Annotated in this window: 10 protein-coding genes and 1 pseudogene; 9 read left to right on the forward strand and 2 right to left on the reverse strand. The window is 34.7% G+C overall.

Annotated elements, in window-relative coordinates:
* Positions 1-11 precede the first annotated feature (11 nt).
* From WQ54_RS07665 to WQ54_RS31810, 6 genes are all read left to right on the forward strand, one after another.
* Positions 12-1,601 carry a helix-turn-helix domain-containing protein gene (locus tag WQ54_RS07665; protein WP_046514374.1) on the forward strand — a complete coding sequence of 530 codons (1,590 nt, stop codon included), beginning with the start codon at positions 12-14 and terminating at the stop codon, positions 1,599-1,601.
* A gap of 322 nt (positions 1,602-1,923) precedes the next feature.
* The gene (locus WQ54_RS07670; protein ID WP_084821886.1) at positions 1,924-3,048 is read left to right on the forward strand and encodes a glycoside hydrolase family 88 protein; all 1,125 of its coding nucleotides are present in this window, start codon (positions 1,924-1,926) and stop codon (positions 3,046-3,048) included.
* 38 nt (positions 3,049-3,086) lie between these two features.
* A complete protein-coding gene (locus WQ54_RS07675; RefSeq protein WP_046514377.1) occupies positions 3,087-3,308 on the forward strand; it encodes a hypothetical protein in 222 nt (73 codons plus the stop codon).
* Entirely contained in the window at positions 3,308-3,541 is a 234-nt protein-coding gene (locus WQ54_RS07680; protein ID WP_269431555.1) for an ROK family protein, read from the forward strand. Before WQ54_RS07675 ends, WQ54_RS07680 begins: the two co-directional genes overlap by 1 nt.
* A gap of 30 nt (positions 3,542-3,571) precedes the next feature.
* A complete protein-coding gene (locus WQ54_RS07685) occupies positions 3,572-5,317 on the forward strand; it encodes a beta-galactosidase (RefSeq protein ID WP_231597471.1) in 1,746 nt (581 codons plus the stop codon).
* Between the two features lie 524 nt (positions 5,318-5,841).
* Positions 5,842-9,483: a polysaccharide lyase family 8 super-sandwich domain-containing protein gene (locus tag WQ54_RS31810; protein WP_052737705.1), complete on the forward strand. Its 3,642-nt coding sequence runs from the start codon at positions 5,842-5,844 to the stop codon at positions 9,481-9,483.
* Between the two features lie 694 nt (positions 9,484-10,177).
* Here WQ54_RS31810 and WQ54_RS31815 read toward each other — a convergent pair.
* Positions 10,178-11,716, reverse strand: coding sequence for a hypothetical protein (locus tag WQ54_RS31815; protein ID WP_052737706.1), 1,539 nt, complete (start codon positions 11,714-11,716; stop codon positions 10,178-10,180).
* Between the two features lie 125 nt (positions 11,717-11,841).
* Between WQ54_RS31815 and WQ54_RS07705 the strand changes: the two genes are divergently transcribed.
* The 3 genes from WQ54_RS07705 to WQ54_RS07715 are packed head-to-tail and all read left to right on the forward strand — an operon-like array spanning position 11,842 to position 15,282.
* Entirely contained in the window at positions 11,842-13,422 is a 1,581-nt protein-coding gene (locus WQ54_RS07705; protein WP_046514387.1) for a PTS transporter subunit EIIC, read from the forward strand.
* On the forward strand, positions 13,419-14,795 hold the full coding sequence (locus tag WQ54_RS07710; RefSeq protein WP_046514389.1) for an adenylosuccinate lyase family protein: 1,377 nt from the start codon (positions 13,419-13,421) through the stop codon (positions 14,793-14,795). The genes WQ54_RS07705 and WQ54_RS07710 overlap by 4 nt, the downstream gene beginning before the upstream one ends.
* Positions 14,788-15,282: a PTS glucose transporter subunit IIA gene (locus tag WQ54_RS07715; RefSeq protein WP_046514392.1), complete on the forward strand. Its 495-nt coding sequence runs from the start codon at positions 14,788-14,790 to the stop codon at positions 15,280-15,282. Before WQ54_RS07710 ends, WQ54_RS07715 begins: the two co-directional genes overlap by 8 nt.
* Before the next feature lie 227 nt (positions 15,283-15,509).
* Here the strand turns inward: WQ54_RS07715 and WQ54_RS07720 are convergent.
* Positions 15,510-16,364 (reverse strand): annotated as a pseudogene (locus tag WQ54_RS07720) (aldo/keto reductase); the annotation flags it as partial.
* Between the last annotated feature and the right edge of the window lie 55 nt (positions 16,365-16,419).

Below are 16,419 nucleotides of genomic sequence, written 5' to 3' on the forward strand. Positions count from 1 at the left end.
TGGCGATAAACTTGTATAAAGTAATGTTAATTGATGATGATGTTCTCATGATTAAATATTTGAAGCAATTAATAAAATGGGAAGATTATGGTGTACGAGTTGCTGCCTCCTCATATTCAAGTGTAAAAGCGCTAGAATTATTTGAGGAAGTTATGCCTAATATTGTGATAACAGATATTGGACTTCCTCAAATCAATGGGTTAGAACTCGTAGAAAAATTTAGGAGTATGAAACCGGATATTCGAGTCATTTTTTTAACCTGCCATGAAGATTTTTCGTATGCGCAGAGGGCAATTAACCTAGATGCTGATAATTACTTGATAAAGGATTCACTGACTGCATCTCAATTAGAAGAATGCCTTCGCAAGTCTGTAAAAATGGCAGATGAAAATTCTAAGAGTTCTGAAAAAAATGCATATAACGTGATTTTAACAAGGAATAATGATCTCATCAAGCTAACACTATTAGAACGATTATTAAATGTGGAAAATAAAGGAACGTTACTTACGTATGCGAAAAGTATAGGGATACACTGGGAGCATAGTTCTTTCCTAATAGGAATTGGCCATATTTCTTATTCATCACTTGTAGAAAAGTACAATTATCATGATTATAAGGTGATTATGTATAGCATTTATAATATTGCGGAGGAGCTGGCGAAAAAATTCACCGGAATCACTGTATTTAATAATCAGGAAAACCTAGTTTATCTGATTAATTATCAACAAACTATCAAGTATAATATCCAGAAATACCTTCGCCAGTATCTTACCGAATTATATGAAAAATGTAATGAAATACTAAAAATACAAATTCGGTTTATCTATAACCAAGCATCATTAGAACTAGATCAAATAGGTGCTTCGTATAAAAAAATGATAGATTCTAAATATAACTTCTACTATTCAGAATCAACAATAGAGAGCTGGAACCTAAAAAGTGATAACGCTTTTTTCCATTCTCCTGTTGACAAATTACTAGAACATGAAATGAAAAACCTCTTTTTCTCTGTTAAAGAAAAGGATGAAGACCTATTAGAAAAATCTATTATTGTAATTTCAACAGAAGCAAAGAAACGATATTTACTCCCAATTGAAGTGATTGAGCTTTGTTCCCAGCATATTCGAAAAATTGAATTGCAATTCGGATCTTCCAAGATGGATGAGGATTTTTATACGTGCTTAAGATCTACATTGAGCTTATGTGATACATTAAAGCTTATAAAAGGTAAAATGAAGAAACTTATTAAGGAAAATGAGATTGTGAACCAATCTGTAGAGGCTGAGCCAAAGCTTAAGGCTATTAATAGTTTTATCGCTGATCACCTTTCAGAAAACATTAGTTCAGTAGATGTGGCAGCATTTCTATATATGAATTCAAGTTATTTTTCACGTTATTTTAAACGACTAACTGGTGAAAATTTCACGGATTATGTTCATCGCTATAAAATAGAAGCTGCAAGAAAAATGCTAGAATACACGGAGGAAACCATTGAAGAGGTAGCACTAAAATGCGGGTATTCCGAGCGCACATATTTTTCAAAGGTTTTCAAAAAATATATGGGGATGACACCACGAGATTTTAGATTAAAGGCAAATTAGAATATTTTAATGACCTCCAAAGTTACAAACGAAGGGTTTAGTGAAAATGGTAAAAATCTTACACGTTTTACAAAAAATCAAACGTGTTTACGGATCATTTTTCACTTTACACTTTATGTATGGTTTACACTTTAGGAGGTTTTTTTATAGGGAAAGATTATGCAACTGATACAAGATTTTTTTTTACATCAAAGACCTCAAGTTAAAAAAACGATCAGTTTTTTGCGCTAATGGAGGCCGGATGCGAGTAGGTAATGCCATTAATAGTTTTATATACAATACAGTATAAAATGGTTGATGTTAGCTTAGGAGAGTGATAAATATGTGGAAAATAGCAATCGAAGATGCGATTCAAAAAACGAGGGATAACATGACAAGGTTCGGTGATTTATTTCCCCATGTTAGTACGAATAATAAATATGAATTGAATAATAATGATGATTGGACAAATGGATTTTGGTCAGGGATTCTTTGGCTGTGTTATGAATACACAAATGATGATATCTATCGAAATGCAGCGAGGAAATCTGTTGAGAGTTTTTTTAAGCGGTTTCAGAATGATGTAGTTCTCCAACATCATGATATCGGATTTTTATATTCTTTATCCTCAAAAGCTCAGTGGATCATAGAAAAAGATTCAAATGCAAAAGAACTGACGCTCAAAGCTGCTACCAAATTAATGGATCGCTGGAGAGAAAAAGGGCAATATATACAAGCGTGGGGACCGATAGGAGACGATGTTGAAGGCGGTCGTATTATTATAGATTGCTTACTGAATCTACCACTCCTTTATTGGGCTTCGGAACAAACAGGTGATGAAAGGTTTCGAGATGCAGCAATAATTCAAGCGGACAAATCGCTGCGCTACCTCGTTCGAGGTGATGATAGTTCTTATCATACTTTCCATTTTAATCAGGAAACAGGAGAGCCAATTGGCGGCTCTACCCATCAAGGATATACAAACGGCTCTACATGGAGTCGTGGTCAAGCATGGGGTGTATATGGATTTGCTTTATCATATCGTTATACGAAAAATCCCGTGTATTTGGAAGCATCAAAACGAATGGCACATTTTTTCCTGAAGAACTTACCTGAAGATTATGTATCGTATTGGGACTTTAATGCACCTATTACGAAAGATACGCCCCGTGATAGCTCAGCAACAGCCATTGTAACTGCCGGTATCCAAGAGCTAGTAAGTCATTTAGAACCAAGTGATAGTGAACGCATATATTTTGAAAATTCCAATTTAAAAATGATGAATTCACTTGTAACTAACTATTCAACAATACATGAGACCGGTGCTGAAGGATTGTTAAAGCATGGCTCTTATCATGTTAGAGGAAATCTTTCAAAGGATGATTATATGATTTGGGGAGATTACTTCTACCTTGAATCACTTATGCGTCTTGAAAAAGGAGTGACCGGGTATTGGTATGAAAGATAGAACATTCAATCGAACAAACTGTCATAATAGGTGTTTATATGGATAGTACGAAAATATTTCACATCCTTGATTTAGATTATCCGGACTTAGAGCAAGTAAAAATTGCGTATACTGAAGACCGTGAGAGGGACGCATTCATTGAGATAAAAAAGTGTTTCTTAGAACGAAAAAGACTTAGCCTATTTGTGGAAGATACAACAAAGATGATTTTTGCTGCCTATAAAGACGGTGACGAAACTGCTGAAAAGTTGATTAACTGATTACACCATTAGCACATGGCGTTTATATGATTAATATCCTATTGGATCCACATTTGATCACTTTTGGTGGGAGTGTAGCAACGAATAATCTATTTTTGTTGAATCTATTAAAAGATAAGCTAGCTGAATTCGTAATAGATGAACAGAAACATATTTTAGAAAAAATGCAGATCAGTCAATTGGGTAATGAGCAAGGCATTATCGGTACAGGTTTGCGAGTGTTTCATCATTAACATAGTTTTTTTAAGAGGGAGATGTTCAGATTGTCAAATTTAACTGTAAGAGAGAAAAAACTCTATTTAAACGATGATCCTATTCAACTTATTTCAGGGGCCATTCATTATTTTCGAATAGTACCGGAATATTGGGAAGATAGGCTGTTGAAATTAAAGGCTTGCGGATTTAACTGTGTGGAAACGTATATTCCATGGAATTTGCATGAGCCAAAGGAAGGGCAGTTTAACTTTACTGGCATAGCAGATGTTGAGAAGTTTATTCGCATTGCTGAGAAAATTGGATTATATGTGATTGTTCGACCAAGCCCGTATATATGTGCTGAATGGGAATTTGGCGGACTCCCTGCCTGGTTGCTCGCTGACCGTAATATGAGACTAAGATCTTATTACGAACCATACTTAGATAAAATAGATGCTTATTATGATGTGTTAATGGAAAAATTAAAGCCCTTACAAATGACTAATGATGGCCCAATTATTGCCATGCAAGTGGAAAACGAGTATGGAAGTTACGGGAATGATAAAAAATACCTTCATTATATAAAGGATGGAATGATTTCTAGAGGAATTGATGTATTACTATTTACTTCAGACGGTCCAACGGATTTGATGCTCCAAGGGGGGACGTTGCCTGATTTACTAGCTACAGCTAATTTTGGTTCGAAGCCAAAAGAATCGTTTGATAAATTAAATGAGTATTTTCCTAATTCCCCCGATATTTGTATGGAATTTTGGAATGGCTGGTTTGATCATTGGGGAGAAGAGCATCATCAAAGAGATCCATATGATGCTGCTAACACATTTGCCGAAATGTTAAAAGGGGGAGCATCAGTTAATTTTTATATGTTTCATGGAGGTACGAATTTTGGTTTTTATAATGGAGCAAATTACGATGACAAATATGCCCCAACTGTCACGAGCTATGATTATGATTGTCCATTAAGTGAATCGGGAGATTTAACTCCTAAATTTTATGCAGTCCGTGAGGCTATTGGAAAATATAAAAATATTGAGGAACTAAAATTACCTGAACCTATTCCTAAAATCAATTATGGAAAAATTGATATGGTGGAATCTATAAAATTATTTGATTCATTAGAAGTAATTAGTGAACCAGTAAGAAGAACTCATCCACAAACAATGGAGGAACTGGGTCAGGATTATGGTTTCATTCTTTATCGAACTACAATAGAGGGGCCAAAACCAGAGGCCCAATTAACGATACAAGATGTTCGCGATCGTGCACTTGTATTTATAGACCGAGAATTTATTGGTGTAATAGATCGTTGGGACAATAATACCATTTCCTTTGAAGTACCGGAAAAAGGGGTTCAGCTTGATATATTAGTAGAGAATTTGGGGCGTATAAACTATGGTCCCCTTTTAAAAGATCCAAAAGGAATTACAGAAGGGGTAAGATTTGAACGTCAATTTTTATATGACTGGACAATTTTCCCTCTACCGATGAATAATCTTGATTCTTTAACTTTTAAGAAGGCAAATAATCTTGATAACTCAGGACCTTCTTTCTACAGGGGCGTATTTAATGTAGAAGAAATCGGGGATACATTTGTTGAATTACCCGGTTGGAAAAAAGGGGTCGTTTTTATTAACGGTTTTAACCTAGGTAGATATTGGGAAATTGGACCTCAAGAAACCTTATATTTGCCAGGGCCATTATTAAAAAAAGGCGAGAATGAAATCATTATTTTCGAAATGCATTCGATCGATCGCTTAGAAATATTTTTAATAGACACGCCTAAATTAGGATGAAATTTATTCTAGGCTTGATAAATCCTGACTGTCTTCAATTGGACCTGCAATAAGTTGCAGGTCTTTTTTAAATTCATAAGGATGTTTAGTTAGATTCATCTCCTATGTCATAAGAATCTATGAAATTAGTGGCTCTATATTAAAGGTAAAAATTGAACACATAATAGTCAGAATCGTTATCAAGGTCAAGGATTATTTTAAAATATAATAATTTAAAATCAACCTAAAATATCGAAGGGCTAATCTCTGTTAAAAACCAAAAAAATGTAAGCGTTATCTATCGATCTCATTCTCCATATGGAGCCCCTGTTCCTGTTTTTTGAAGTAACAAATTTGTTTTTTTATATCCTTTGGAAACTTTGAGGGGGGTGATATTTATAAGAAAGTTTTCGTTCGCTTCGTCCATCTAAGTTTTTAGGTCTAACAACATTAGAATAATCGTTAAGTTGTGAGAAGTTACCTTTTTTGGCCCAGTTTTTTCATGATCAATCAGGACTAAATGACAAAGTGGAGGGGGAAAAGAAGTGCAAAAAGCAATGAGTATTTGTCTAGCAATATTCTTTATTTTAAGTTCAGCCCTACCTGTGTATAAAGTTTCAGCAGAAGAAATACCAAAAATGAATTTAATACAAAACGGTGGGTTTGAGACAACAACTAGTAACAGTAAATGGTCGAATAATATAGGACCTGAGAATTGGGATGTTTGGATTCCAAGTGGTAATCCAGAGTTAACAATTGACTCTAATGAATATCATGAGGGAAATCATTCTATCTCTATCAATGCAACTGAGACAAGCAGAGCGGATGTTCTACAAGATGTGGCGGTCAACCCGGATCAAAACTATCAATTATCATTTTGGTTTAAAACAGAAAATATTGAAGCATCTTGGGGAGGACTGTTTGTTCGAACACAGTACTTAGATAGTAATGGAAAAAAAGTTAGTGATGGACCATCCACAGAAAAAATAAAAGGATCACATGACTGGAGCTTACAAGAAATTAATTTAGCAATCCCCAAAAGTGCAAGTAAGCTACGGGTAGAGCTATTTTTTGAAACGGCAACAGGGAAAGCGTGGTTAGATAATGTGACACTTAAGGAAACTGATAAAACAGTGACTAATTTTATATTAGAGCAAAATGCCGTTACGTTAAATATAGGGGAAGCTATGTCCTTGACTCCTGTATTTACACCTTCAGATGTTACTGACAAAACCGTTTATTGGACATCCTCCAACCCTGATATCGCAGTGATTGACGATACAGGCCTTGTTACAGGAGTAGCCCCAGGGGTTGCAACAATTAAGGCAACAACCAAGGATGGTGGATTTACGGCAGAGAGTCTAGTTAGTGTAGATTCTGCTGAGGCTATAGAATATTATGAACAGCTTAGAGTCAATTGGTTCAATAAACTAACAGGCAATGATCAATATGATCCAAACGATAAGAATGTGGCCAACTCTATCAATACTTTAACAGAAAAAGTTACAAACGATGATGGAACGGGTTTATGGGATTCGATGAATAAATCAGAAAATCGCACGTCCTTGTGGAACGATAGAGCAAGTACAACTGATTCATCTCATATAACGAATTCCTACCAGCGTTTAAAAGATATGGCACTGGCTTATTCAATCGAAGGTTCAACATTAAAAGGCAATCAAACGTTGAAGGAAGACATTGTTAGTGGCTTAGATTGGTTATATGCACATCGCTATAATGAAAATAAAAATCATTATGGAAATTGGTGGGATTGGGAAATAGGAACCCCTCAAGCGATGAACGATATAGTGGTGTTGATTTATAACGATTTATCTTCCACTCAAATAAAAAACTATATGAGAGCAGTTGATCGGTTTGTTCCAGATCCTACAACCCGTGAATCTCTTAATAATCCAGACTTTCGAGAAACAGGGGCAAACCTTTTAGATAAGGCTCTTGTCGTATCTATTCGTGGTGTAATCGGAAATAATAGTGCAAAAATCTTGCTGGGAAATCTTTCAATTGGTGAAGAATATCATTATGTTGAAAGCGGTAATGGCGTTTATAGGGACGGTTCTCTTGTTCAACACTCTAATATAGCTTATACAGGGGGATACGGAGCTGTTTGGCTTGGTCGTACAGCTGACATGATGTATTTGTTAAAAGATTCCCCGTGGGAAGTCAATAATCCGAATGTAAATAATGTGTTTAACTGGGTAACAGATTCCTTTGAACCACTTATTTATAAAGGTGCAATGATGGATATGGTATCTGGAAGGGGGATTTCAAGGCAGGGATCTACCGATCATTCAAAGGGAAGAGCGACAATATTAAGCTTACTGCGATTGTCTGATGCTGCTCCTCCTGAAAAAGCAATGGAGATCAAGCGGATGGTCAAAGAGTGGATCCAAACAGATTCTACATTTACCAATTATACCGAAGGATTATCGATTTATGAAATCAATCTTGTAAAGGATTTAATAAGTAATTCAAACATTGAGCCAAGGGGTGATTTGGTTAAGAATCAGGTCTTTGCAGGTATGGATCGGGTCGTACATCTTCGTCCTGGATTTGGCTTTGGGATTGGTATGTTTTCTGATCGAATTTCAGGTTTTGAGTATGGTAATGGAGAAAATAAAGAAGGATGGTATACAGGAGCTGGGGCTACTTATTTATATAACAATGACCTAAAGCAATTCAGCAATGATTTTTGGCCAACTGTAGACAGTTATCGATTACCAGGTATAACAACAGATCAATCAAAAGGAATATTGAGAGATTGGGCAAGTTACTATAACCCAAGAACATGGGTTGGGGGTTCTAATCTTAATGGAATTTATGGTGCCGTGGGGATGGATTTCTCCTTTGAGAAATTAACAGGCAGCTCACTGCAAGGTAAAAAATCATGGTTTATGTTCGATGATGAGATTGTTGCTTTAGGAGCGGATATTTCGAGCTTAAATGAGTCTAAAGTAGAAACGATTATAGAAAATAGACACATAAATGAAAATGGTAACAATAAGCTGATCGTTAATGGGGAAGAAAAACTGAGTCAACTCGATGATTCCGATACGTTCAACGAGGTCAAATGGGCTCACATAGAGGGGAATGTTCAAGGCTCAGATATAGGCTATTATTTCCCTGCATCATCAAGCGTGTTTGGATTACGTGAATCGAGAATAGGCTCTTGGAACGAGATTAATAATGGTGGATCCTCTGATTCTATTACAAGAAACTATATAAGTTTAGCGTTTGATCATGGGACAAAGCCTGTAAATGCCGCTTATTCTTATGTACTTCTCCCTAATAAAGATGTTACTCAAACAGAAAATTACAGTAGTAATGCTGATATAACGGTCCTTGCAAATACGCCAGCGGTTCAGGCAGTAAGGGAAAAGACTCTTGGGATAACAGCAGCAAACTTTTATGAAGCAGAAACGGTTGACTTTATTACCGTGCAAAACCCTGCATCTGTTATCGTACAAGAAGAAAGCAATGGATTGACACTTTCTGTGTCTGATCCAACGCAAAAACAAGCGAAAGTTATAGTTGAATTAAATAAAACAGGCTTGGATATAGATGTAAAGGATGAAACAATTACAGTTCTACAAACATCACCAACACTAAAGGTTGAAGTAAATGTTGCAGGTTCGATAGGGAAAACACATTCTAGCAAATTTAAGGATATGACGTCCCCTACCATTACAGCACCAAAATCATTAGAATTTTATCGTACAGATTCAGTCAATCTGGATTTTGAGATTTCTGATTCCTTTAGCGTGATTTCAAGGAATGAATTCAAGTTAGATGGAGTGAAGGTAAGTCACCCAATTAAAATAGAACCATTTTCATTATCAATAGGAGATCATACTATTGAGGTCACTGCAACCGACCGAGCTGGAAATGTTACAAACGAAACCTATAAAGTAAAGGTTACCATGGACATTGATCATTTAGATGAGGCTATTAACTATGCAAGCGAGAAGAAATGGATTACTAATAAAGGAATAGTTACTAGTTTGCTGGCAAAAATTAACAATATTCAGAATGACGACAAACAGACTCTTGATGGTTTATATGCATTAGAGAATGAAGTTCGAGCACAATCTGGAATAAAGGTGAACACAACCTTTTCAAACATGTTGCTTGTTGATATTTCTTATTTAAAAAAGCTTTATGAGGAGTAAAACTAAGATTAATAATATATCCGCTTTTGGTGAGTTTTCGTTTCGAAGCTTGACCTGGATTGATGAAGTGCAAGAATAATTTTTATTGAACTATAATACCTGTCAGAAGTACCATGTTCTGTCAGGTATTATTTTGCGATTTTATTTATTGACCTAGCATGGTATGATTGTTCGTTTGGTTTTCGACCAAAACGCAATACCTATCAAGTATGGGTAAAATAAGAAAAGCCAGTAAGAAATGTTTTTGGGTAGTAGACGTCAATATCCAAGGATATTTTGATAACATTAATCAAACCAAATTGATGAAATTATTAGAACAAAAAATTAGCAACCAACGGTTCCAATGTGTTTGTTAATAATGGATAACACCAAGAGGCATGAATTCCATAACTATTACTCTGTGGTTTATTAACGAATGTAGAACTTTATGTTCTCTATCTTTTAAACCATTTTTGGACCTTGCCAAGTCCACCTGGCCACTACAGCTACTATAATAGTTGTAATTATCCTATGAGAGAGGGGACAATCTTTAGATAATTAAATTTCGTGTATAATCCTTCTCTTATGAGTATTTGAAACAATCCAAATAATGGAAAATATAATTAACAACTACATTCATAAATTATAAATAAAAGAAATAAGGGTTTCCTAAATATTAGGGAACCCTTTTAAGTAAATAATTATTGAGTCACGTTTAGAGGAAATGAGAAGGATAATGATTGATTAAGAATTCCTTAAGATCCTTTAGGGGTCTCTTTCCTATTTCCTTTATAAAATCATCTGTAATAATTTTTCGTCTAGAACTGCTAGAAAATCCGAACTTTAACAGTCTATTTATATCTTCATCCTTAAAATAATATTGAAGTTTAATACATTGAAAACCATACTCTTGAATTAAAGAAGCGAGCCGATTAGAAAATGTAATGATAAAGTCATACTCAAGACTATTTAATTCATGAAGTTCATTAATGTGTAATGTTTTAATAATTTTAATATCAAGAAAATGAATTAAATTTGAAGCAAAAAAGTTGGCTTTTTCAATTGATGAATTTGTTACAATCACAATATTTTTTGTGTTCCTCCCTAACACTTTATTTTCCATGATATGTTTTCTAAAGATAAGAGTTAGAGTTGAGATTTGATCTTGCGAAAGGTTGAGTTCATTTGCTATAAATGAACTTTCTGAGATAAGGTTAAATAAGTTAGGTAACTCGATAGATGTCTCATCTAATTTATTATCATAAAAGTTAAAATGGAAAGCAGTACGTAACATACATTTAATTATAAATTGATAGACCTCATTGAAAAGATCGTTGTAAGAAAAAATTTTAGTGATAATTCCCTTTTGAATATGATTGATAAACTGAGTAACTCTTTCTTTAAAAGCGATACTTTCAATATACGGTTGTGATGACTTGGTATCCAAAGAAAGCAAGAGCGCATATAAAGTTTTGTTCTCAAGGGGATTCTCAACTATGTAAAATGAATTATCTACTTCAAATGGCAAAGCAACTACTTTATTTATATAATGACCACGGTCATTACGGTATAGCATCAAAATAAGATAAAGATAAATGAACTTCTTAGATGGATAGGATAAGTCATAGTAACCAGGAATAAGTTCTGTTACTATTTTTTTTGCTGTATTTGCATGAAGAGCAGTTTCTCTTATGAAATATTCTGCAATTAATACTTCCATTGGATTATTAGCTTGTCTCAATTTTAGTTGATTGTTTGCATCAAGTTCAAGAATCTTTAAAAGAATCTTAGTTCCTTCAATTCTTATAAAAGTCTCATTCCCTTTGATAGTGATCCCTTTTTTACGAGCAATCTCCTTAGTCAACTCCATTTTAAATAAATAATCAGTTAAGCATCGGTTATCTTTTTTCTTGGTTGATAGACTGAGCCCTAGATGCTCATAAAGACTAGTTGTATTTACTACTTCCTTTAGAATCGATTGAATGATAATAAATGAGAAACGCTCACTTTGTGAAGAAGAGTAAGTATAAAAAGGAATGCTTTGAATGGCTTTAATATAATCTTGATAATTTATGTTACTATACACAACATGATTTTCAATATATAGCTTTTTATTATCTGGTAGTAAAGAATTGATCGATTCTATCCGACGATGAATACTTAGTTCGCTACGCTTAATAATTGAATTATCTAGTGTATGTAATGAGCCGTGTTCTTGAAGGTGGCTTAGAATTTTTATATCAAGTGCATCCATGATTGGACTCCTTCCTTTCATTTGAAGGTCATTTAATGAAAATGAAAACGCTAATAATGTTGCCTTGTTTACCCTTTATTTCAAATCTATACTTAAAATCAACCTAGAGAGAAAGGAAGAACATAATGAAATTAAAAGACATTATTCAACAATTTGGCCGTTCTTTATTATTACCCATAGCCGTTATGGCGCCAATTGGTATGATAATGGGGATATCTGGCGCACTTGGCCAAGAATATATGATCGAGAAACTACCTTTTTTAGATCATACCATTATTCAAACCATCATAAGTAGTTTAGGTAATATTTCATCAGTTGTATTTAACAACATTCCTCTTTTATTTGCAATGGGAGTTGCTTATGGAATGTCAAAAAATGAGAAAGGTATCGCTGTATTTGCTTCTGTGTTGGGTTATTTAACATTAATGATAGTTATGAATGTCTATTTAACTGTTACAGGTACTTTAGAAAATGATCCAGAAAAATTATCTAGAGTGGGTCAAGGTGTTATTCTTGGAATACAAACTTTGCGCATTGATGCATTTGGGGGGATTATTGCTGGGCTAATAGCAGCTAAAGTTGCTGACCGCTTTTATAAATTGGAATTACCTTTAGCATTTGCCTTTTTCGGAGGGAAAAAATCGGTTCCGATTATCACATTTTTAATTATGATACCAGTTGGACTTATTATACCTTTTATATGGGGATATTTTACTCAGTTCTTATTGAGCATATCATTTATCTTTTTGAATGAATATTACGGTGTAGGAGTATATTGGTTTGCTCACCGAGCCCTAATACCATTTGGTCTTCATCATGTACTTGCATCCATTGTTCGTTTTTCTGAGGCCGGCGGAGTTTATATGATCGATGGACAGAATTATATCGGAATTTTAAATGCGACAAATAAAATTCTTTTTGATCTAGGGCCTTCTCATGAAAGTTGGGATCGATTAATGCCGGATTTAACTAAATATCTAGCTTCGGGACAAATGTTAATAACCTTATTTCGTATCCCAGCCATAGGTTTAGCGATGTATCATACTGCTTTTGCTTCGAATAAAACCATTGCTAAAGGGACGATTATTACAGTTGTACTAACTGCATTTTTAGGAAATGTCACTGAGCCATTAGAGTTTACATTTTTATTTATCGCTCCTGTACTATTCATTGTTTATGCTGTTTTAAGTGGAATTATGGCGTTGCCGTTAAGCTTTTTAGATGTGTCAATTGGATATATTAGAGGAACCATCTTTGACTTTGGGATATTCGGTTTACTTTATGAAAACACAAATTGGTATCAACTTGTAGTTTTAGGGATTATTAACTTTGTCGTTTTCTATGCTGCTTTTAGATTTGCTATTACAAAATTTAACTTAAAGACACCAGGCAGAGAAGCAGTGATAAGAAATGTTAACTTGTTAAAGGAAAAAAGATATCCTGAAATTGCATCAATTGTAATTGAAGGATTGGGTGGTAAAGAAAATATTAAAAATGTTGATAATTGTGTTACAAGACTACGAGTAGACTTAGTAAATGATGAAAAGGTAGATCAAGAAAAACTGAAAGATTCAGGAACATCAGGTACGTTTATGGCACAAAAGAATCATATACACGTAGTATTTGGCCCACATGTTGAATTTATTAGAAATGCTGTTGATGATTCCATGAAAAACCAAATAAACACCAAGGAGATTAGTAGATGAGAGCACTATATGATTCTAAAACAAAATCAATGAATGACTACGGAATTCGTTCCTTTTTAAATAAAGAACAAAAATATCAGGCATGGTTAGAAGTAGAAGCAGCATTGGCAAAAGCTCAAGGAGAATTAAATATTATTCCAAAAGAAGCAGCAAAAAATATTCAAAAGGCAGCAAAACTAGGAAATATTGATTTATTAGAAATGGAAAATCTTCAAGAAAAAGTTGGTCATGGTTTTGTACCATTTCTCAAAATGCTTGTTAAAGCATGTGATCAGGAGAGCGGTAAATATGTACACTACGGAGTAACCACTCAAAATATACAACAAACAGCACAATTATTAATAGTGTCTAAAGTACATGAAAAATTCAAAATCGTTCTAGCGGATATTTTAGGAAATTTAGCCGATTTGGCAGAAGCAAACAAGAGTACAGTGATGCCTGGAAGAACGCACGGAAGACATGCAATTCCCATAACTTATGGATACAAAGTTTCCGTTTGGATTAGTGACATTATAGCATCCATTGATCGTTTAAACGAAGTTTCAAAGCGCACTTTTCAGGTGATGATGGGTGGTGCTGTTGGATCGTTTAACTCATTTGGAGAGATTGGAAGGGAAGTACAAAATAAGGTTGCAGAATACCTTTGTCTTGGCTCCATGCCTGTTCCATCTCGAAATATAACAAGTCATAAAACAGAATACATCATGGCATTATCTTTACTTTCAAGTGCTTTTCATAAAATCGCTGAAGAAGTATATTCAACGTCTCTTGAAGAGATTGGTGAAGTTATGGAGGGTTTTACCAATGGAACAGTTGGATCAAGTACTATGCCACACAAAATTAACCCAAAGCTTTCAAAAGGTATTATTGCTAACTCACAGAAGTTATATTCACTACCCCAACTTTGCTTAAACTCTGCTGCAAGGCCTTATGAAGGTGATAGTAGTCAATACATGCTGTTTGACGCAGTACTTGAGGAAGCAATTGAGTTAACAACCGAGATTTTGTTGCGTGCAGAGGAATTAACAAGAGACCTCTATGTTAACACAGAGAAAATGTTAGAAAATGCTTACTTGAATAAGGGGTTAGATAATAGTGAATACGTTATGATGCAACTTGCTAAAAGGTTAGGAAAAGATAAAGCGCACTCTATTGTCTATGAAAAAGCTATCAAAGTCCAGAGAGAAGCAAAAGATTTTAAACATGCATTGTTAGAAGATAAAGAAATTAAATCTTCTTTTACAGAAGGTGAAGTTGAAAGTATGCTTAATCCTAAGTCTTACACTGGGTGTGGTGAAAACATAGCTATGGAACAAGCTGAACGAGCTAGAAAAGTAGAACAAATGTTAAGAGGAGGTCAAGTTTATGTTTAAAAGCTTATTTCGAAAAAAACACGTTGAGCAAATCACAAGTCCAGTTAATGGAACTGTTATTGAGTTAGCAAATGTACCAGACCCAGTATTTAGTCAGAAAATGATGGGAGAGGGACTAGCTGTACAACCTGCAGTTGGGAATGTAGTTGCTCCTTTAGATGGTGAAATTGTTCAACTTAGCGAAGAAACAAAACATGCTTTCGGAATACGATCGGAAAATGGTATAGAAGTGCTTGTGCATATTGGTTTAGAAACAGTTGCTTTAAAAGGAAAAGGTTTTGAGGTGTTAGTTAAAGAAGGACAAAAGGTAGAAAAAGGTCAACCTATGATTCAAGTAGATTTGACTTACATTAAGCAGCATGCTTCCAGTGACCTTGTTATTCTCGTTATAACAAACTCACAGGATGATCGCTTTAGTCTAGAATTTTTAGACGAGCAAACTGTACTCGCTGGTCAAACTGATTTAGTAACTGTTATAGTAAAATGAAAAAAAATTTTTAAGCAAAGAGTCCGTAATTGGATTCGTTTGTTTTTTTATATAACATTGTACAGTTTCAAATTATATGTGCCCACTAATTTTAGAGAATATTAAAGATCTTCTTTGAATTTGAATTAAACTTTAAATAAACAGAGTTACTTAATCCAAGTATAGAAGAAAAACCCAACCTTATCATTATGGAAGATTGGGTTTCCTTTTATTTATCAGCAAAACACTTAGTTGTAACCAACTATTGGATGTGGTACATATGGCTCTTCAAGAAACGTAATTTCTTCGGGTGTTAGCTTAACCGATAAAGCACCTACAGCATCTTCAAGATGGGATATTTTCGTAGCACCGATAATTGGTGCTATTACTGTCTCTTTCTGTAATAACCAAGCAAGTGCAATGTGTGTGCGAGGGACACCATGTTTTTCTGCGATGGATGCTACTCGCTCCACAACCAATCTGTCGGCATCAGCAGTCGCATCATACTTGGATTTTTGGACCTGGTCTGTCTCAGACCTATGTGTTGTTACTGACCAGTCACGCGTTAATCTCCCTGATGCAAGAGGGCTATATGGAGTGACACCAATTTTCTCCTCCTTACAAAGAGGTAACATTTCTCGTTCTTCTTCACGGTAGATTAGGTTTAAGTGGTTCTGCATGGAGACAAACTTCGTCCAACCATTTTTTTCAGCCATATGTAAAGCCTTTTGGAACTGCCAAGCATACATGGCAGAAGCACCAATGTATCTTACTTTTCCAGACTTCACCACATCATGCAATGCTTCCATCGTTTCTTCAATAGGGGTATTGTAATCCCAACGGTGGATGATATAAAGATCTACGTAATCCGTTTCCAACCTCTTAAGACTTTTATTAATTTCACACATGATTGCTTTTCGAGAAAGTCCCGAACCATTTGGACCTTTATGCATTTGTCCGTGTACTTTTGTCGCTATTACGACTTCATCACGATTCGCATAATCTTTCAGAGCTCGTCCAAGATATTCCTCACTTGTTCCTAGTGAGTATACATTTGCTGTATCAAAAAAATTAATCCCTATCTCAAGGGCTTTTTTTATAACGGTATGTCATAAAAATTAAACAAACCCTTATCACATTACTATCAAGTTTTTGCCT

It is taken from the genome of Bacillus sp. SA1-12 (assembly GCF_000981385.1).
Taxonomy (GTDB): Bacteria; Bacillota; Bacilli; order Bacillales; family Bacillaceae; genus Metabacillus.

Bases quoted from the DNA above. Each gene is read 5' to 3' on its own strand.
- WQ54_RS07670 (WP_084821886.1), top strand. From the start codon at position 1,924: ATGTGGAAAATAGCAATCGAAGATGCGATTCAAAAAACGAGGGATAAC.
- WQ54_RS07675 (WP_046514377.1), top strand. From the start codon at position 3,087: ATGGATAGTACGAAAATATTTCACATCCTTGATTTAGATTATCCGGAC.
- WQ54_RS31815 (WP_052737706.1), bottom strand. From the start codon at position 11,716: ATGGATGCACTTGATATAAAAATTCTAAGCCACCTTCAAGAACACGGC.
- WQ54_RS07705 (WP_046514387.1), top strand. From the start codon at position 11,842: ATGAAATTAAAAGACATTATTCAACAATTTGGCCGTTCTTTATTATTA.
- WQ54_RS07710 (WP_046514389.1), top strand. From the start codon at position 13,419: ATGAGAGCACTATATGATTCTAAAACAAAATCAATGAATGACTACGGA.
- WQ54_RS07715 (WP_046514392.1), top strand. From the start codon at position 14,788: ATGTTTAAAAGCTTATTTCGAAAAAAACACGTTGAGCAAATCACAAGT.